This window comes from Spiroplasma endosymbiont of Zeiraphera isertana, from assembly GCF_964030805.1.
Classification (GTDB): domain Bacteria; phylum Bacillota_I; class Bacilli_A; order Mycoplasmatales; family VBWQ01; genus Spiroplasma_E.
Window position 1 is genome coordinate 351,197 of record NZ_OZ034965.1, and the last position, 18,018, is coordinate 369,214.

The 18,018-nt window shown below is 24.0% G+C and carries 22 protein-coding genes and 3 pseudogenes; 12 read left to right on the forward strand and 13 right to left on the reverse strand.

Features of this window, described 5'->3' with window-relative positions; all coding sequences use genetic code 4:
* The first annotated feature begins 296 nt into the window (after nt 1–296).
* Nucleotides 297–938 carry a transposase gene (locus AAHM78_RS02420; protein ID WP_342254251.1) on the forward strand — a complete coding sequence of 214 codons (642 nt, stop codon included), beginning with the start codon at nt 297–299 and terminating at the stop codon, nt 936–938.
* Nucleotides 939–956: 18 nt separating this feature from the next.
* Here AAHM78_RS02420 and AAHM78_RS02425 read toward each other — a convergent pair whose 3' ends face one another.
* On the reverse strand, nt 957–1,220 hold the full coding sequence (locus AAHM78_RS02425; protein ID WP_342254252.1) for a hypothetical protein: 264 nt from the start codon (nt 1,218–1,220) through the stop codon (nt 957–959).
* Nucleotides 1,186–1,404 carry a hypothetical protein gene (locus AAHM78_RS02430; RefSeq protein WP_342254253.1) on the reverse strand — a complete coding sequence of 73 codons (219 nt, stop codon included), beginning with the start codon at nt 1,402–1,404 and terminating at the stop codon, nt 1,186–1,188. The genes AAHM78_RS02425 and AAHM78_RS02430 overlap by 35 nt, the downstream gene beginning before the upstream one ends.
* A 65-nt stretch (nt 1,405–1,469) precedes the next feature.
* Here AAHM78_RS02430 and AAHM78_RS02435 point away from each other — a divergent pair, with 65 nt between their 5' ends.
* Nucleotides 1,470–2,120 (forward strand): IS1/IS1595 family N-terminal zinc-binding domain-containing protein, encoded by a 651-nt coding sequence (locus tag AAHM78_RS02435; protein ID WP_342254254.1) that lies wholly within the window; start codon nt 1,470–1,472, stop codon nt 2,118–2,120.
* A gap of 48 nt (nt 2,121–2,168) precedes the next feature.
* Nucleotides 2,169–2,429: a hypothetical protein gene (locus tag AAHM78_RS02440; RefSeq protein ID WP_342253872.1), complete on the forward strand. Its 261-nt coding sequence runs from the start codon at nt 2,169–2,171 to the stop codon at nt 2,427–2,429.
* An 18-nt stretch (nt 2,430–2,447) separates the two neighbouring features.
* Here the strand turns inward: AAHM78_RS02440 and AAHM78_RS02445 are convergent, their stop codons facing one another.
* Together AAHM78_RS02445 and AAHM78_RS02450 are read right to left on the reverse strand one after the other, a co-directional pair.
* The gene (locus AAHM78_RS02445; protein WP_342254252.1) at nt 2,448–2,711 is read right to left on the reverse strand and encodes a hypothetical protein; all 264 of its coding nucleotides are present in this window, start codon (nt 2,709–2,711) and stop codon (nt 2,448–2,450) included.
* Entirely contained in the window at nt 2,677–2,895 is a 219-nt protein-coding gene (locus AAHM78_RS02450; RefSeq protein ID WP_342254253.1) for a hypothetical protein, read from the reverse strand. The genes AAHM78_RS02445 and AAHM78_RS02450 overlap by 35 nt, the downstream gene beginning before the upstream one ends.
* A gap of 65 nt (nt 2,896–2,960) precedes the next feature.
* Between AAHM78_RS02450 and AAHM78_RS02455 the strand changes: the two genes are divergently transcribed.
* From AAHM78_RS02455 to AAHM78_RS02470, 4 genes are read left to right on the forward strand one after another with little or no spacing between them, the layout of a single operon-like run.
* Nucleotides 2,961–3,611, forward strand: a complete 651-nt coding sequence (locus AAHM78_RS02455; protein ID WP_342254254.1) for an IS1/IS1595 family N-terminal zinc-binding domain-containing protein — start codon at nt 2,961–2,963, stop codon at nt 3,609–3,611.
* Nucleotides 3,612–3,659: 48 nt separating this feature from the next.
* Nucleotides 3,660–3,881 (forward strand): hypothetical protein, encoded by a 222-nt coding sequence (locus AAHM78_RS02460; protein WP_342254255.1) that lies wholly within the window; start codon nt 3,660–3,662, stop codon nt 3,879–3,881.
* Between the two features lie 34 nt (nt 3,882–3,915).
* On the forward strand, nt 3,916–4,326 hold the full coding sequence (locus tag AAHM78_RS02465) for a transposase family protein (RefSeq protein ID WP_342254256.1): 411 nt from the start codon (nt 3,916–3,918) through the stop codon (nt 4,324–4,326).
* A complete protein-coding gene (locus AAHM78_RS02470; protein WP_342254994.1) occupies nt 4,268–4,759 on the forward strand; it encodes a transposase family protein in 492 nt (163 codons plus the stop codon). The genes AAHM78_RS02465 and AAHM78_RS02470 overlap by 59 nt, the downstream gene beginning before the upstream one ends.
* Here the strand turns inward: AAHM78_RS02470 and AAHM78_RS02475 are convergent.
* Nucleotides 4,746–5,969: pseudogene (locus tag AAHM78_RS02475) on the reverse strand (IS256 family transposase). The gene AAHM78_RS02470 and the pseudogene AAHM78_RS02475 overlap by 14 nt on opposite strands.
* Nucleotides 5,970–6,479: 510 nt before the next feature.
* Here AAHM78_RS02475 and AAHM78_RS02480 point away from each other — a divergent pair.
* Entirely contained in the window at nt 6,480–7,439 is a 960-nt protein-coding gene (locus tag AAHM78_RS02480) for an IS1595 family transposase (protein ID WP_342254257.1), read from the forward strand.
* A 181-nt stretch (nt 7,440–7,620) separates the two neighbouring features.
* On the opposite strand, the gene AAHM78_RS02485 is transcribed toward AAHM78_RS02480, so the two are convergent.
* Nucleotides 7,621–8,442, reverse strand: a complete 822-nt coding sequence (locus AAHM78_RS02485) for an IS1595 family transposase (protein WP_342252843.1) — start codon at nt 8,440–8,442, stop codon at nt 7,621–7,623.
* Between AAHM78_RS02485 and AAHM78_RS02490 the strand changes: the two genes are divergently transcribed.
* Entirely contained in the window at nt 8,420–9,229 is an 810-nt protein-coding gene (locus tag AAHM78_RS02490; RefSeq protein WP_342254258.1) for an IS1595 family transposase, read from the forward strand. The two genes, AAHM78_RS02485 and AAHM78_RS02490, sit on opposite strands and share 23 nt — an antisense overlap.
* A gap of 358 nt (nt 9,230–9,587) precedes the next feature.
* A pseudogene (locus tag AAHM78_RS02495) lies at nt 9,588–10,157 on the forward strand (transposase); the annotation flags it as partial.
* Nucleotides 10,158–10,224: 67 nt separating this feature from the next.
* Here AAHM78_RS02495 and AAHM78_RS02500 read toward each other — a convergent pair.
* A complete protein-coding gene (locus tag AAHM78_RS02500; protein ID WP_342254260.1) occupies nt 10,225–11,184 on the reverse strand; it encodes an IS1/IS1595 family N-terminal zinc-binding domain-containing protein in 960 nt (319 codons plus the stop codon).
* A 62-nt stretch (nt 11,185–11,246) separates the two neighbouring features.
* Between AAHM78_RS02500 and AAHM78_RS16630 the strand changes: the two are divergent.
* Nucleotides 11,247–11,377 (forward strand): annotated as a pseudogene (locus AAHM78_RS16630) (IS30 family transposase); the annotation flags it as partial.
* 200 nt (nt 11,378–11,577) lie between these two features.
* Nucleotides 11,578–12,294 carry an IS1595 family transposase gene (locus AAHM78_RS02505; RefSeq protein WP_342254261.1) on the forward strand — a complete coding sequence of 239 codons (717 nt, stop codon included), beginning with the start codon at nt 11,578–11,580 and terminating at the stop codon, nt 12,292–12,294.
* Between the two features lie 107 nt (nt 12,295–12,401).
* On the opposite strand, the gene AAHM78_RS02510 is transcribed toward AAHM78_RS02505, so the two are convergent.
* From AAHM78_RS02510 to whiA, 6 genes are all read right to left on the reverse strand, one after another.
* On the reverse strand, nt 12,402–13,478 hold the full coding sequence (locus AAHM78_RS02510) for a hypothetical protein (RefSeq protein ID WP_342254262.1): 1,077 nt from the start codon (nt 13,476–13,478) through the stop codon (nt 12,402–12,404).
* 16 nt (nt 13,479–13,494) lie between these two features.
* Nucleotides 13,495–15,111 carry a tyrosine--tRNA ligase gene (gene tyrS, locus AAHM78_RS02515; protein WP_342254263.1) on the reverse strand — a complete coding sequence of 539 codons (1,617 nt, stop codon included), beginning with the start codon at nt 15,109–15,111 and terminating at the stop codon, nt 13,495–13,497.
* A gap of 274 nt (nt 15,112–15,385) precedes the next feature.
* Nucleotides 15,386–16,318, reverse strand: a complete 933-nt coding sequence (locus tag AAHM78_RS02520) for an IS1595 family transposase (protein ID WP_342254264.1) — start codon at nt 16,316–16,318, stop codon at nt 15,386–15,388.
* A complete protein-coding gene (locus AAHM78_RS02525; protein WP_342254265.1) occupies nt 16,299–16,502 on the reverse strand; it encodes a hypothetical protein in 204 nt (67 codons plus the stop codon). The genes AAHM78_RS02520 and AAHM78_RS02525 overlap by 20 nt, the downstream gene beginning before the upstream one ends.
* A 235-nt stretch (nt 16,503–16,737) precedes the next feature.
* Nucleotides 16,738–17,034: a helix-turn-helix domain-containing protein gene (locus tag AAHM78_RS02530; protein ID WP_252319896.1), complete on the reverse strand. Its 297-nt coding sequence runs from the start codon at nt 17,032–17,034 to the stop codon at nt 16,738–16,740.
* A gap of 34 nt (nt 17,035–17,068) precedes the next feature.
* Nucleotides 17,069–18,016 (reverse strand): DNA-binding protein WhiA, encoded by a 948-nt coding sequence (gene whiA, locus AAHM78_RS02535; RefSeq protein ID WP_342254266.1) that lies wholly within the window; start codon nt 18,014–18,016, stop codon nt 17,069–17,071.
* Between the last annotated feature and the right edge of the window lie 2 nt (nt 18,017–18,018).

An 18,018-nucleotide genomic window follows, 5' to 3' on the forward strand; every position in this document is an offset into this window, starting at 1 on the left:
ACAATTAAAGAAACAAAAAAGATGAAGAATTTATAAAAATTATTAGACATTTTAAAAATAGAATTAAACAAATTGAGAAAAAAGAAAAATTAGATGCAATTGATAAAAAATTTAAAGAAAAAGGAATTCAATGTCCAAATTGTAAATCTTATTGATGTGTAAAAAATGGTTTTAAGAATAATAAGCAAAAATATTTATGCAAAGATTGTAAAAGTAGCTTTGATGCTTTAAGAAATCATTTTTTACATTGAAGTCATTTATCTCATGAACAATGAGATTGAATAATTTGATTGTCATTGTTAGGTCAATCTGCTTATACTATTTCTCAATTTGCTAAAATTTCAAAAACATCAGCATGATTTAATCGTCAAAAATTTATGAAATCATCACAATTAGCAAAAAAACAAAAACCATTCACAAAATTAAAAGGTATAATTGAAATTGATGAAACTTTTATCAAAGAAATTCATAAAGGAAATTTCAAAAATACAGATGATCCAAGAAAAAAATGAATTGAAGAAAATGCTAAAGATTTAAACTGTTGTATTGAAATGGCAATTGATGAAAATAAAAATATTTATGCTCAAACAACAAATACTAAAAGATTAACAAAAAAATGAGTACAAGAAAATTTAAAATCTAAGCTTATTGAAGAAAAATCAATTATAGTTTGTGATATGCAAATACTATATGATACAGTAGCTAAACAAACAAAATGTACTCTCAAGAAATTTAAATCAAAAGAAAATAAAGAATTAAATTATAAAAATTTAAGTAATATCAGTAAAATACAATCAAGTTTAAAAGAATTTATTACTCATTATCATGGCATTGGATTTACCAATATTCAAAATTACCTCAATTTATGAAAATTTAAATACCAACATTATAAAATATCACCTTATGCAAAATCTGAAGCATTATATTTCAGTTTGTAAAAAAAATAAATCCCAAAATTAAATAAAATAAAATTTTAGGCCAGGTTGATGATTTTTTTTATTTCATCAAGAGTTTTTTTGAAAATTAAAATTTTTTTCTGCATTATAAATTTTCTCTTCAACTTTTAAATAATTAATGATAATATTAATATTTTCGTTGATACTTTCTTCTTTTGCATTTGGACAATTTTCTAAAATTTGATTAATTCTTGTTTGCAAGTCAGGATTATTAGGTTCTTTATATTTATTAGCGTTTTTTTCATCTTGAATTTGGTGCTTCAATTTCTTCTTTTCTAGTAACTAATTCTTTATATATTTCTTCTAATTTTTTAAACTTTTCTAATTCATCAACATTATTAAGAGCATTTACTATTTCTTTTTCTTTTAATAGTTGGATATTAATTCGATGTTGAAGTGACATATAAAAAGTAGTATAGGAAACAGAATATCCTTTTAATTTTCACAAAAAATCTTGATATTACTTTTAATTTTAAATTAAAAGTAAGATTTTTATATCAGGGGTGATTTTTTGTGACTAATAATGAATTAATTGATGTTTTAAAAAACAAAAAAGATGAAGAATTTATAAAAATTATTAGACATTTTAAAAATAGAATTAAACAAATTGAGAAAAAAGAAAAATTAGATGCAATTGATAAAAAATTTAAAGAAAAAGGAATTCAATGTCCAAATTGTAAATCTTATTGATGTGTAAAAAATGGTTTTAAGAATAATAAGCAAAAATATTTATGCAAAGATTGTAAAAGTAGCTTTGATGCTTTAAGAAATCATTTTTTACATTGAAGTCATTTATCTCGTGAACAATGAGATTGAATAATTTGATTGTCATTGTTAGGTCCATCTGCTTATATTGTTTCTCAATTTGCTAAAATTTCAAAAACATCAGCATGATTTAATCGTCAAAAATTTATGAAATCATCACAATTAGCAAAAACACAAAAACCATTCACAAAATTAAAAGGTAGAATTGAAATTGATGAAACTTTTATCAAAGAAATTCATAAAGGAAATTTCAAAAATCCAGATGATCCAAGAAAAAAATGAATTGAAGAAAATGCTAAAGATTTAAACTGTTGTATTGAAATGGCAATTGATGAAAATAAAAATATTTATGCTCAAACAACAAATACTAAAAGATTAACAAAAAAATGAGTACAATAAAATTTAACATCTAAGCTTATCGAAGAAAAATCAATTATAGTTTGTGATATGCAAATACTATATGATAAAGTAGCTAAACAAACAAAATGTACTCTCAAGAAATTTAAATCAAAAGAAAATAAAGAATTAAATTATAAAAATTTAAGTAATATCAGTAAAATACAATCAAGTTTAAAAGAATTTATTACTCATTATCATGGCATTGGATTTACCAATATTCAAAATTACCTCAATTTATGAAAATTTAAATACCAACATTATAAAATATCACCTTATGCAAAATCTGAAGCATTATATTTCAGTTTGTAAAAAAAATAAATCCCAAAATTAAATAAAATAAAATTTTAGGCCAGGTTGATGATTTTTTTTATTTCATCAAGAGTTTTTTTGAAAATTAAAATTTTTTTCTGCATTATAAATTTTCTCTTCAACTTTTAAATAATTAATGATAATATTAATATTTTCGTTGATACTTTCTTCTTTTGCATTTGGACAATTTTCTAAAATTTGATTAATTCTTGTTTGCAAGTCAGGATTATTAGGTTCTTTATATTTATTAGCGTTTTTTTCATCTTGAATTTGGTGCTTCAATTTCTTCTTTTCTAGTAACTAATTCTTTATATATTTCTTCTAATTTTTTAAACTTTTCTAATTCATCAACATTATTAAGAGCATTTACTATTTCTTTTTCTTTTAATAGTTGGATATTAATTCGATGTTGAAGTGACATATAAAAAGTAGTATAGGAAACAGAATATCCTTTTAATTTTCACAAAAAATCTTGATATTACTTTTAATTTTAAATTAAAAGTAAGATTTTTATATCAGGGGTGATTTTTTGTGACTAATAATGAATTAATTGATGTTTTAAAAAACAAAAAAGATGAAGAATTTATAAAAATTATTAGACATTTTAAAAATAGAATTAAACAAATTGAGAAAAAAGAAAAATTAGATGCAATTGATAAAAAATTTAAAGAAAAAGGAATTCAATGTCCAAATTGTAAATCTTATTGATGTGTAAAAAATGGTTTTAAGAATAATAAGCAAAAATATTTATGCAAAGATTGTAAAAGTAGCTTTGATGCTTTAAGAAATCATTTTTTACATTGAAGTCATTTATCTCGTGAACAATGAGATTGAATAATTTGATTGTCATTGTTAGGTCCATCTGCTTATATTGTTTCTCAATTTGCTAAAATTTCAAAAACATCAGCATGATTTAATCGTCAAAAATTTATGAAATCATCACAATTAGCAAAAACACAAAAACCATTCACAAAATTAAAAGGTAGAATTGAAATTGATGAAACTTTTATCAAAGAAATTCATAAAGGAAATTTCAAAAATCCAGATGATCCAAGAAAAAAATGAATTGAAGAAAATGCTAAAGATTTAAACTGTTGTATTGAAATGGCAATTGATGAAAATAAAAATATTTATGCTCAAACAACAAATACTAAAAGATTAACAAAAAAATGAGTACAATAAAATTTAACATCTAAGCTTATCGAAGAAAAATCAATTATAGTTTGTGATATGCAAATACTATATGATAAAGTAGCTAAACAAACAAAATGTACTCTCAAGAAATTTAAATCAAAAGAAAATAAAGAATTAAATTATAAAAATTTAAGTAATATCAGTAAAATACAATCAAGTTTAAAAGAATTTATTACTCATTATCATGGCATTGGATTTACCAATATTCAAAATTACCTCAATAGACTTGGTGCAAAACCTTTAATTTTAACAATTTAACGATTATTATTAATATTAAAGGTGGATAGTTATTATGTTGAAAAAATATAAATATGATCAAGAATTTTATAGTTTAGTCGGCATAAAGCCACAAACATTTTATAAAATGCTTGAAATTTTAAAAATTGCTGAGTCTAAACAAAAATATTATGGTGGTAGAAAAAATAAAATTGTAATTGAAGAGCGTTTATTAATGACTTTAGAATATTGAAAAGACTATAGTAGTTATAGAGTTATTGCAAAAAGATATAATATTAGTCATACTAGTTGCATTCGTAATATTTTTTGAATTGAAAATATTTTAATAAAAAGCGGAATTTTTAATTTACCTGGAAAAAAAGATTTAACAAAAAATAAAGGTACTAATAATAATTTGTTAGCTATTGATGCTACTGAAACTCCAATTGAAAGAATTAAAAAAACTAAAATTACTTTTTTCAGGTAAAAAGAAACATCATTCTCTCAAATCCCAAATAATTATTGATATTTCCAATGGAAAAATTATTTCAACTGCTTTTTGTTTTGGAAGCATTCATGATTTTAAATTGCTTCTAAAATCCAAAACTTTTATTCATCCAGAAAAACAAGTTTTTGTTGATTCAGGTTATCAAGGTATACAAAATATTCATAAAAATACATTTTTGCCATTTAAAAAAAGTAAATACAATCAATTAACACCAATTCAAAAAGAATACAATAAAACTTTAAGTAAAATTAGAATTAAAATTGAACACGTATTTGCTAAATTAAAACGTTTTAAAATTTTAAGTTTAAAATATCGCAATAAAATACGAAGATTTGCATTAAGATTTAATTTAATAGCGAGGCTTTTATGTAATCTGTGTATCTTTGTTTTACAAGGTACTAGTTTAGATTAATTCTGTCTTCAAATTTTATCATAAAATGAGCAATTGCTGTATTTCAATTTTGAATAGGCATTGTTCATTTTTTTGTTATATTTTCAATTGCTAAGTAAAATATTTTGAAAACTGCCATATCGTTAGGAAAAACTTTTTTATTTCTAATAACTTTTCGTAATTGACTATTAACAGATTCAATAGCATTTGTAGTATAAATTACTCTTTTAATTTCTGGTGGATAACTAATAAAAACCATTAAATTATCTCAATGTTTATATCAAGATTTAGTAATTTGAGGATATTATTTATTTCATTTATTTTCAAACGATTCTAAAGCTTGCATTGCTTGTTCTGCACTACATGCACTATAAATTGGTTTTAAATCTGTAACTAGAGATTTTCGATGTTTGTATGAAACACATTTTAAACTATTTCTAATTTGATGAACTATGCATAATTGATGTTCGGTTTTAGGATAAACTGATTGTATTGCTTCTGACATGCCTGTTAAATTATCACTACAAGCAATAAGAATATCATTTAAGCCTCGATTTTTCATTTCTGTAAAATTAGATAATCAAAATTTAGAACCTTCATTTTCGCTAATTCATAAACCTAAAACATCTTTTTTACCTTCTAAATCAACTCCTAGTGCTATATAAACTGATTTGTTAATAATCCGTTTATCTTGTCGTACTTTAACTACTATACAATCAAAATAAACAATCGGATAAATACTTTCTAATGGCCGATTTTGCCATGCTTTAACATCATCTATCACATCATCAGTAATTTCACTAATATCTGCATCATGATATAACTCTTGCAACTGCATTCTAATGTCAGATACTGTCATACCTTTTGCATATAGTGAAAGAACTTGTTGATCAAAACCATCAAATCTTCTTTGTCTTTTTGGCACTATTACAGGAGTAAAATTACTATTACGATCTCGTGGTACATCAATTTCAATTTTACCTTCTTGAGTTATTAATTTTTTTGAAGTTATGCCATTACGAGCATTTTCACTATTACTATGTTGATTTTTTTCATATCCTAAATAATTTTGCATTTCAGAATTCAACATTTTTTCCACTAATCTTTTTGTTAATTCTTTATATAAACCTCCTTCTTTAAAAACTGTTGTTAAATCTTCAGTATTTTCTAGTAATAAATCTACTGCTTGTGATATTGGATCATTATTATTAATGTTTTGTTTTTTAACCATTTGTAACTCACTCTTTCTAGTCATTTAATTATATTTACTAGAATTAATTAAACATAGTTATTTTTGTAAGTTACACAGATTACTAAACATTACCTTAATAGCAGGAATATATAATTTTGAATTACCTTAGTTTTGCACCAAGTCTAATTTATGAAAATTTAAATACCAACATTATAAAATATCACCTTATGCAAAATCCGAAGCATTATATTTCGGTTTGTAAAAAAAATAAATCCCAAAATTAAATAAAATCAAATTTTAGGCCAGGTTGATGATTTTTTTTTATTTCATCAAGAGTTTTTTTTGAAAATTAAAAGAATATCCTGCTTTACTTTCTGAATTATAAATTTTCTCTTCAACTTCTATATAGTCATTAATATTATTAATTAATTTACCTATATTTATTCTGAAATTATCAATCATATTTTTCTTTTAATTTTCACAAAAAATCTTGATATTACTTTTAATTTTAAATTAAAAGTAATATTTTTATATCAGGGGTGATTTTTTGTGACTAATAATGAATTAATTGATGTTTTAAAAAACAAAAAAGATGAAGAATTTATAAAAATTATTAGACATTTTAAAAATAGAATTAAACAAATTGAGAAAAAAGAAAAATTAGATGCAATTGATAAAAAATTTAAAGAAAAAGGAATTCAATGTCCAAATTGTAAATCTTATTGATGTGTAAAAAATGGTTTTAAGAATAATAAGCAAAAATATTTATGCAAAGATTGTAAAAGTAGCTTTGATGCTTTAAGAAATCATTTTTTACATTGAAGTCATTTATCTCATGAACAATGAGATTGAATAATTTGATTGTCATTGTTAGGTCAATCTGCTTATACTATTTCTCAATTTGCTAAAATTTCAAAAACATCAGCATGATTTAATCGTCAAAAATTTATGAAATCATCACAATTAGCAAAAAAACAAAAACCATTCACAAAATTAAAAGGTAGAATTGAAATTGATGAAACTTTTATCAAAGAAATTCATAAAGGAAATTTCAAAAATACAGATGATCCAAGAAAAAAATGAATTGAAGAAAATGCTAAAGATTTAAACTGTTGTATTGAAATGGCAATTGATGAAAATAAAAATATTTATGCTCAAACAACAAATACTAAAAGATTAACAAAAAAATGAGTACAAGAAAATTTAAAATCTAAGCTTATTGAAGAAAAATCAATTATAGTTTGTGATATGCAAATACTATATGATACAGTAGCTAAACAAACAAAATGTACTCTCAAGAAATTTAAATCAAAAGAAAATAAAGAATTAAATTATAAAAATTTAAGTAATATCAGTAAAATACAATCAAGTTTAAAAGAATTTATTACTCATTATCATGGCATTGGATTTACCAATATTCAAAATTACCTCAATTTATGAAAATTTAAATACCAACATTATAAAATATCACCTTATGCAAAATCTGAAGCATTATATTTCAGTTTGTAAAAAAAATAAATCCCAAAATTAAATAAAATAAAATTTTAGGCCAGGTTGATGATTTTTTTTATTTCATCAAGAGTTTTTTTGAAAATTAAAAAAATATGGCTTTTCTCCCTTTATGTACTATTTTTAAATTTTATCACATAAATGCTGAGAAAAGCCTATCTACGGACTTCTCCCCACATTTTTAAATCAAACATAACATTACAGTTTCAAAACTAGGTATATTGTTGAATTTATATGCCGATTCTTTTGCGTATAAATGAACATGATGTTTTTCAACTTTGATATGTGTTTTAAATGTTCGTCTGATGTGCTTTCATGCCGATTCAATCTGGTTTATGTTTACACCAGTTTTTGAAACATAACCATCTTGATGGTTAACTGTTTCATGCTTAGTGAAAACTGATTTAAAATGGCGATATCCTTTTCAAGAATCAGTATGTACATCACACTTTGAAGAAATGTGGTTTCTTGCAAATTGCAAAAGATTTTTTTGATTTGCATTTTTCAACACTTTCACAATTAAATTATTGGTTGTTTTTTCATAAATCCCAACAATCAAAGTTTTATTTTTTAAGGATCTTCCTTGTTTTTTAAAACCCATATGTGAAAGATACATTTCATCCATTTGCACTATGCCCTCAACAATGAATTGAGGTTCTTGTTTTGCAATTGCACTTCGGATTTTATGACCCATTCTTCAAGCAGTTTTCAAAGTTACTCCCAATTCTTTTGCAACATCAGTTGATGGAATTCCATGTTTGGTGTTTATTCATCTAAAGATGAGATAAAACCAAGATGTCAAAGGTGTTTGTGACTTGTAAAAAATGGTGTCATGAAGAATACTAAATGTTTGATGACATTTCAAACATCTTATTCTTCTTAAATCAGAAGTATTCAAATTTGTTCAAGAACACCTCATACATTTGTTTTCCTTCAAACTTGCTATATATTTCAAACAATCTTTTTCTGTTTGAAATATATTGTTGAACTCATTCAATTTCATTGTTTCCTCCACAAGTACATGTGGGGAGAAGTCCGAAAAATATTTATGCAAAGATTGTAAAAGTAGCTTTGATGCTTTAAGAAATCATTTTTTACATTGAAGTCATTTATCTCATGAACAATGAGATTGAATAATTTGATTGTCATTGTTAGGTCAATCTGCTTATACTATTTCTCAATTTGCTAAAATTTCAAAAACATCAGCATGATTTAATCGTCAAAAATTTATGAAATCATCACAATTAGCAAAAACACAAAAACCATTCACAAAATTAAAAGGTAGAATTGAAATTGATGAAACTTTTATCAAAGAAATTCATAAAGGAAATTTCAAAAATCCAGATGATCCAAGAAAAAAATGAATTGAAGAAAATGCTAAAGATTTAAACTGTTGTATTGAAATGGCAATTGATGAAAATAAAAATATTTATGCTCAAACAACAAATACCAAAAGATTAACAAAAAAATGAGTACAAGAAAATTTAACATCTAAGCTTATCGAAGAAAAATCAATTATAGTTTCTGATATGCAAATACTATATGATACAGTAGCTAAACAAACAAAATGTACTCTCAAGAAATTTAAATCAAAAGAAAATAAAGAATTAAATTATAAAAATTTAAGTAATATCAGTAAAATACAATCAAGTTTAAAAGAATTGATTACTCATTATCATGGCATTGGATTTACCAATATTCAAAATTACCTCAATTTACGAAAATTTAAATACCAACATTATAAAATATCACCTTATGCAAAATCTGAATCATTATATTTCAGTTTGTAAAAAAAATAAATCCCAAAATTAAATAAAATCAAATTTTAGGCCAGGTTGATGATTTTTTTTATTTCATCAAGAGTTTTTTTGAAAATTAAAATATTTTTCTTATATTCTTTAGGTGTGTTTTCTAATGTTTTTCTTAATAAATCATCTAACATATTCTTTATCTTCCTTTGCTTATTAAAATTAACTTAATAAAAATCCTAATATAGAAAATATCTATATTAGGAAAGAACATTTATTAAATTACTAAGTAATAATATCATATTTTTTTTAAAACTTTAATTGTAAAATTAAAAAGGACACTTATATAAAAATGAAATTGTGTTAGTTCTATAATTAAGAAAAGAAAGGAATTAGCGCAATGTATAAGTATCTGAGTATTGAATCAATAATAGCAATAAAAGAATATAAAAATTATGGATTTTCGATTCGTAAAATAGCAAAAATTGTTGATTATAGTAAATCAACTGTACATAGAGTTTGTAGATTATTAAATAAAAACTTATTGCCATTAAAAATATTGAATCAATTGCAAAAAAATAAACAAAATGCAGGCAGAAAATTAATAATTTTAACTTTAACAGAAATTAATAGTATTAATCATTTGTTAATTACTAAAAAGTATGCTCTTGATATAATTGCTAACTTTTTAAAGGAAAATAAAATAAAAAGTATTTCAACAAAAACTTTATATAACATGTTTAAAACAAATCGAATGGGTTTTGATGAAAATAACTGATTGAGAAAAGGCAAAAATAAATCTCACAAACAAAAAGAAACTAGGGGCAAAATTAATAATTGTAAGTCTATTCATGAAAGAAATTTAATCATTCCTAATATTAAAAATATACAAGAATTTGGTCATTTAGAAGGTGATACTATCATTGGCAAAGATCATAAAAGTTCTTTTAATTTTCAAAAAAACTCTTGATGAAATAAAAAAAAATCATCAACCTGGCCTAAAATTTGATTTTATTTAATTTTGGGATTTATTTTTTTTACAAACCGAAATATAATGCTTCAGATTTTGCATAAGGTGATATTTTATAATGTTGGTATTTAAATTTTCATAAATTGAGGTAATTTTGAATATTGGTAAATCCAATGCCATGATAATGAGTAATAAATTCTTTTAAACTTGATTGTATTTTACTGATATTACTTAAATTTTTATAATTTAATTCTTTATTTTCTTTTGATTTAAATTTCTTGAGAGTACATTGTGTTTGTTTAGCTACTGTATCATATAGTATTTGCATATCACAAACTATAATTGATTTTTCTTCGATAAGCTTAGATGTTAAATTTTCTTGTACTCATTTTTTTGTTAATCTTTTAGTATTTGTTGTTTGAGCATAAATATTTTTATTTTCATCAATTGCCATTTCAATACAACAGTTTAAATCTTTAGCATTTTCTTCAATTCATTTTTTTCTTGGATCATCTGGATTTTTGAAATTTCCTTTATGAATTTCTTTGATAAAAGTTTCATCAATTTCAATTCTACCTTTTAATTTTGTGAATGGTTTTTGTGTTTTTGCTAATTGTGATGATTTCATAAATTTTTGACGATTAAATCGTGCTGATGTTTTTGAAATTTTAGCAAATTGAGAAATAGTATAAGCAGATTGACCTAACAATGACAATCAAATTATTCAATCTCATTGTTCATGAGATAAATGACTTCAATGTAAAAAATGATTTCTTAAAGCATCAAAGCTACTTTTACAATCTTTGCATAAATATTTTTGCTTATTATTCTTAAAACCATTTTTTACACATCAATAAGATTTACAATTTGGACATTGAATTCCTTTTTCTTTAAATTTTTTATCAATTGCATCTAATTTTTCTTTTTTCTCAATTTGTTTAATTCTATTTTTAAAATGTCTAATAATTTTTATACATTCTTCATCTTTTTTGTTTTTTAAAACATCAATTAATTCGTTATTAGTCACAAAAAATCACCCCTGATATAAAAATATTACTTTTAATTTAAAATTAAAAGTAATATCAAGATTTTTTGTGAAAATTAAAAGATCTATCTTCATATAAACAAAAAGATTTAAATTTTATAGCATTTCAAATTAATTCTACACCCGAAAATCGCTCTCTTATAAAAGACCAATAGATTTAATACAATTATTTTAAAAAACTGTCCCATTTATATTTACAACTCAGGTAAAAATATTGAAATAGAAAAAAATATGGAAATTATCCCCACATGTACTAGTGTGGAGGAAAAAATGAATTGAAATGAATTCAATAGCATATTTCAAACTGAAAACGATTGTTTGAAATATATAGCGAAGTTGAAAATAATGAAATGCATCAGGTGTGCTTCTTCTAGTTTGAATACTTCTGATTTGAGAAGAATACGATGTTTGAACTGTAACCAAACATTTAGTATTCTTTATGGAACCATTTTTTATAAGTCACAGACCCAAATGACATCTTGGTTTTATCTCCTCTTTAGATGAATAAACACAAAGCATGGCATACCAGCAACCGATGTTGCAAGGGAATTGGGTGTGACCTATAAAACAGCTTGAAGAATGTGTCATGAAATCAGGACTAGAATTGGAAATCAAGATGCAGGTTTCATTGTTGATGGCACAGCACAGATGGATGAAATGTATCTTTCACATTTAGGTTTTAAAAAACAAGGAAGATCCTTGTTTAATAAAACTTTGATTGTTGGAGTTTATGAGAAAACCAGCCACAAACTAATTGTGAAGGTGCTGAAAAATGCAGATGAAAAAAACCTTTTAAGATTTGCATTGAAACACATTTTTACTGAGTGCTGTCTATTTACGGATTCTTGGAAGGGATATGTAAGTTTCAAAAACTTCTATCCCAAACATGAAATCGTAAATCATGAAGTTGGGTATGTGTCACCAACAGGTGTAAACACAAACCAGATTGAATCAGCATGAAAGCACATCCGACGAACTTTCCGAACACACATAAGAGTTTCAAAGCACAATATTCATTTATATGCAAAAGAATCAGCATATAAATTCAATAACATACCTAGTTTTGAAACTGTAATTTTGTGTTTGATTTAAATACATGCGGGGATAATTTCCTAGGTAGGCTTTTATATCCATTTATGTGATAAAATTTAAAAATAGTACATAAAGGGATAAAAGCCAAAAATATTTTTTTATTTTTATTAAAACGGATTATAAATATTTTTTAAATTTTGAATAATATGTTCTCTTACTATTACATCTTTAATTGAATTAGTAAAAGCAGAAATTTTAGGCTTTAAAAGATTATAACGACCCATATTTTTTGTAAGTGTAGTATCTATTCTTGGCATATCTTTTAAATTATTATCAAATACTTGTACTACTTCCGAATATAAATTAAGTATATTAGCATAAGCATTAAAAACTAATACCATATAATTAACATCTAAAAAATTATCAACTCCGTGTTGTTGCGAGAGTTCTATAATTATTTCTTTATTAGCATTGATATCACCTGTTGATTCCATTTCTTTTAGAGCATTAGCAATTTTATCAGTTTCATCTACTCTTAATATACCTATCATTTTTAACTTTTCAACAGTACTGTAACATTCCTCATAAGTTGTATTATTTTTTAATTCATTTATACTCTGTTTTAATGTTTCACTATTTTGATATAAATCAATAACGGTGTTAATGTCTGTTACATTAACATTTAAAAAAGGAAGATTATTATCAATACTGCTAAATATTTTATAAGTAACAGAAGTTGTTGGTATTTCATTTTTAATAACACCATAACTTAATATTTTATTACCGAAAACACTAGTACCCATCATAATTATTATGATACTACCTAAAATACTCATTCTAATAAAATTAATTAAAATTCCCGCTGTAGCATTTATTGCTTTGTGTTCAATTTTATTTTTATTAAAAAGTACAAAATATAAAATAATATAGATTATTCAAAATAAAATATTAATACCAATAATTCAAACAATAGCATATATCAAAAATCCAATATTATCAGTTAATAAATTCTTAAATGAAGCAAAACTACCGCTAAGATCACTAAACCATGGTGATACCATATTTTTAAAAGAATTTATTAACATTGGTTTAAATGCCAACATTAAACCAATACCAAGTAAATTACCAGCGCTAATAAATGTTAACGCTCTTCCCCCAATAAAAAAACCAGTAACAATACCAAAAATAATAATAGCAAAAATAATAATATCCCATAATAATGGAGAAACATTAATAAATATCATATTTAAATACCCTTCCTTATTTATGAACAACTATAAAATAATGACGCTTACCTTTTTTAATAACTGTTACTTGATTATTAATTGCATTTTTTTTACTAATAAGAAAATTTATATTAGTAATTTTTTCACCATTAACAACAATTGAGCCTTGCATAATTAGTTCTCTTGCTATTCTTTTTGAATTACAAATTTGATTATTAACTAAAAAATCAATTATTTGTTCATTATGATTAAGATTAAAATGTGGTACATTTTTTAAAACCTGTAAAATCTCAGATGATTTCATTTGATGAATCCGATCGTGGAAAAAAGCATTAGTAATATTAATAGCACTAAAATATCCATTTAATTTATGAATAAATACTGTTAATAAAGCTGCTAAAATCTTTTGTCCATAATGTTGCTTAACATCACTGTTATGAATTACTAAAATTTTTGCTATCTGTTCTTCACTAAATACAGTTAAAGAATTAAAAAAAATAGGCAAATCTTTATCTTCTTGATTAAATAAAAATTGATATAACTCATAAGGTGAAGTTTTTTCACTATTTAAAAATATAGCACCTTTTTCGCTTTTACCAAATTTTTCACCATTAGATTTAGTTAATAAATTAATAGTAATACCAGCAGCATAATGTTCATCACCTTTTTGTTTTCTAATTAAATCTAAACCGGAAGTAATATTTCCTCATTGATCACTACCACCAGATTGAATATAACATTGCTCTTTTTCATATAAATGATAAAAATCATACGCTTGTAATACCATATAAGAAAATTCAGTATAAGAAATTCCAGAATTTAAACGATTAGCAATCATTTCTTTGCCTAACATTTGATTAACATTAAAATGCTTACCAATATCACGCAAAAAAGTTGTAATTGTTAGTGGACCTAATCATGTTTGATTATTAATAATTTTAATTGGCTTAATTTTATTGTTTAATGTTCCTAATGGTAATTTTAAAAATGTAATTCAAGTTTCTACATAACTATCACAATAATTTAACAATTGTTTAAAGGAAAGATTATTTAAATCACTTTTCATAGTAATTCACTTTTGATCAAAATTACAAATTTCATATAAAGTTTTTAGTAATGATGCTGATAATCCTAATTCTTCTCAAGGTAAGGGCAATGTTTTTAAAATACTACTTAAAGTTTGTTGATATTGATTATTTGGATTAATACTTTTAATAATCATCTCTAATGTTTCATATTCTTTATCATTTAATAAATTACATGTTTTAATTAATTCGAATGATGTTAAATTATCAATATTTTCATAACTTAATAATGTCACTAACTGCTCTTTTATTTTTCTAACATTAGTTTGTAACACATTTTCATCTAATAAATTACGTTCTTTATTTTTACCACTTGGATCACCAATCATTGCTGTTGTACCGCCAATAACAGCAATTGGTTGAAAACCAAATATAGCAAAACGATGCAATAAAATAATTTGTAGTAAATTACCTAAATGTAATGAATCATTACTTGGATCAAAACCACAATATATTCCTTTTCCTAATTTTCCTGCATTAATTACTTTATCTATGCTACTAATATCTTTTAAGATATTACGTCATTTTAATTCGTCAATAATATTGGATTTTATTATATTATTCATAGCATCTCCTATTTATTTTCATCTAAAATATCATCAACTAACAAATCAATATTTGTAATAACTGTATAGTTATTATTACTTGCATTATTGTAATTAATAGATGTAGTTTCTTTAAATATTTTATCGCGAAATTCTAGATAGCGCGATGGTAAACTATCATATATTTGTTGTTGTTCTCTATTTTTTTTAAGGCTTTTCTCCCTTTATGTACTATTTTTAAATTTTATCACATAAATGCTGAGAAAAGCCTATCTACGGACTTCTCCCCACATTTTTAAATCAAACATAACATTACAGTTTCAAAACTAGGTATATTGTTGAATTTATATGCCGATTCTTTTGCGTATAAATGAACATGATGTTTTTCAACTTTGATATGTGTTTTAAATGTTCGTCTGATGTGCTTTCATGCCGATTCAATCTGGTTTATGTTTACACCAGTTTTTGAAACATAGCCATCTTGATGGTTAACTGTTTCATGCTTAGTGAAAACTGATTTAAAATGGCGATATCCTTTTCAAGAATCAGTATGTACATCACACTTTGAAGAAATGTGGTTTCTTGCAAATTGCAAAAGATTTTTTTGATTTGCATTTTTCAACACTTTCACAATTAAATTATTGTTTGTTTTTTCATAAATCCCAACAATCAAAGTTTTATTTTTTAAGGATCTTCCTTGTTTTTTAAAACCCATATGTGAAAGATACATTTCATCCATTTGCACTATGCCCTCAACAATGAATTGAGGTTCTTGTTTTGCAATTGCACTTCGGATTTTATGACCCATTCTTCAAGCAGTTTTCAAAGTTACTCCCAATTCTTTTGCAACATCAGTTGATGGAATTCCATGTTTGGTGTTTATTCATCTAAAGATGAGATAAAACCAAGATGTCAAAGGTGTTTGTGACTTGTAAAAAATGGTGTCATGAAGAATACTAAATGTTTGATGACATTTCAAACATCTTATTCTTCTTAAATCAGAAGTATTCAAATTTGTTCAAGAACACCTCATACATTTGTTTTCCTTCAAACTTGCTATATATTTCAAACAATCTTTTTCTGTTTGAAATATATTGTTGAACTCATTCAATTTCATTGTTTCCTCCACAAGTACATGTGGGGAGAAGTCCGTATCAAGATTACTAGAATTATTATACGCTACTTCTTTTTCACGAAAAATATTTTCTTTAGTTTTTTTTATCAACATATTGCTCAATAGCGCTAGAACTACTATCGGCTTTTTTAATATTAATTGGAATCGTAGTTATTTTTTGATGATTAAGACCAAATATAGGTGAAATAATACTACTTAATTGATAAGGCTCTTTTTTAGCATTATCAACATTAGTAGTAACATTTTCAATTTCAAATTCTGTATTTTCTATTGTCATAATAACTCCTTAATGATAATCAATAATTAAATTATAACATTTTAATGATTAATTATTCCTAATATAAGGTGAATAATTTTCATAATCTTCATTAAGATAAAAAATTACTAGTGAATATCAATTAATTTTATAAAAAGTACTAATACTTTTCTCAAATTTATTTTTAATAAAAAATAAAATAATAAAAAAGTAGTACTTATTTATAAAGTACTACTAAAAGTGTATTAAATTGATTTTATTCAACACTAAATGTGTCATATAAATTTGAAGTATCAATATTATCAAACCCTACAGCAAAAAACTCACTAATAGATGAATCCAACCCATTAATTATTTTTAAGATTGCAACTAAAGATACATTTCTTGTTCCTCTTTCAGCATCAGAAATATAATTACGATGTAGACCGCTTGCTTCTCCAAGTTTCTCTTGTGAAAATTTTCTACCTTTTTGATTACGTAAAGTTTTCATTCGTTTTCCAAAAGCATTCAATAAATCTTGACGACCTTTGCTTAAAATTTCTTTCTTTTTCATTGTATGGCCTCCTCTTATACTTTTTATTATTAACTTACAATGTTTCTTGATACTTTTTCTTAATTTCACGAATTAAATGATTAACCCCAGACTTAGTAATGACAAAACCAGTTTCTTGATAGTAAAGTTCACCCAATTCTGAAAGTGATGCTTCAGGATTTTTTAATCTTAAATTTGAAATAATTTGAGCTTTTAATGACAACGCTTTGAAAAGTTTTTTATCCTTTAAAACAGAAATCATTATAACTTGCTGGTCTCCAGCATTTAAAATTTTTTGTTGATTAGAAATATCAATATTATTAAAACGATTAATATTATTAAATAATTCTCGTGAAATGCGTTTATCTTCAAAAGCGAAAACTGCTTGTGGACAATCAATTATTTTTAAAAAGTCAGAAATTACATTAGATTTTTTTAGATAAAGCACCGTTTTATTACGACGTTTTATTGTTTTAAAGTTTAATTTAAAAATTTGTAATAAAATATTTTTAATTTTTTTAGCCAACATATCATTATGAAATTGTAATTCCAAATGGTAGTTAGGTGTTGAAGGAGAATTGATACTGCCAAGTACAAGGAAGATTCCTGCGATATACGCTCTTATACAATGCTCTTTTATTATATGCTGGTGCATAGCTTCTTTCTCAATAAAAAGATATTTATCTTGAAGCATTAAATCATTAATAATAAAATCAATTTTATTATTAATACGAATATTATACACCTTTGGACGCTCAAATTTATTTAAAACATCCACCATAACTATCAATTTTACGTCTTTATATTGATTTTTTAAAAATTTATATATTAACCTAGTGGTTTTGTTATGAAAACTATGAATAATAATCTCATTATTTATTTTATCTGAATTTGTAATCTTACCATTAATAAGCGAATATGCTGATAGCAAAGATTTCTGACAACAATTTTTAAAACTTTTTTGACAGATTTCATCTTTTACACTTGTTGTAAATGATATCATTA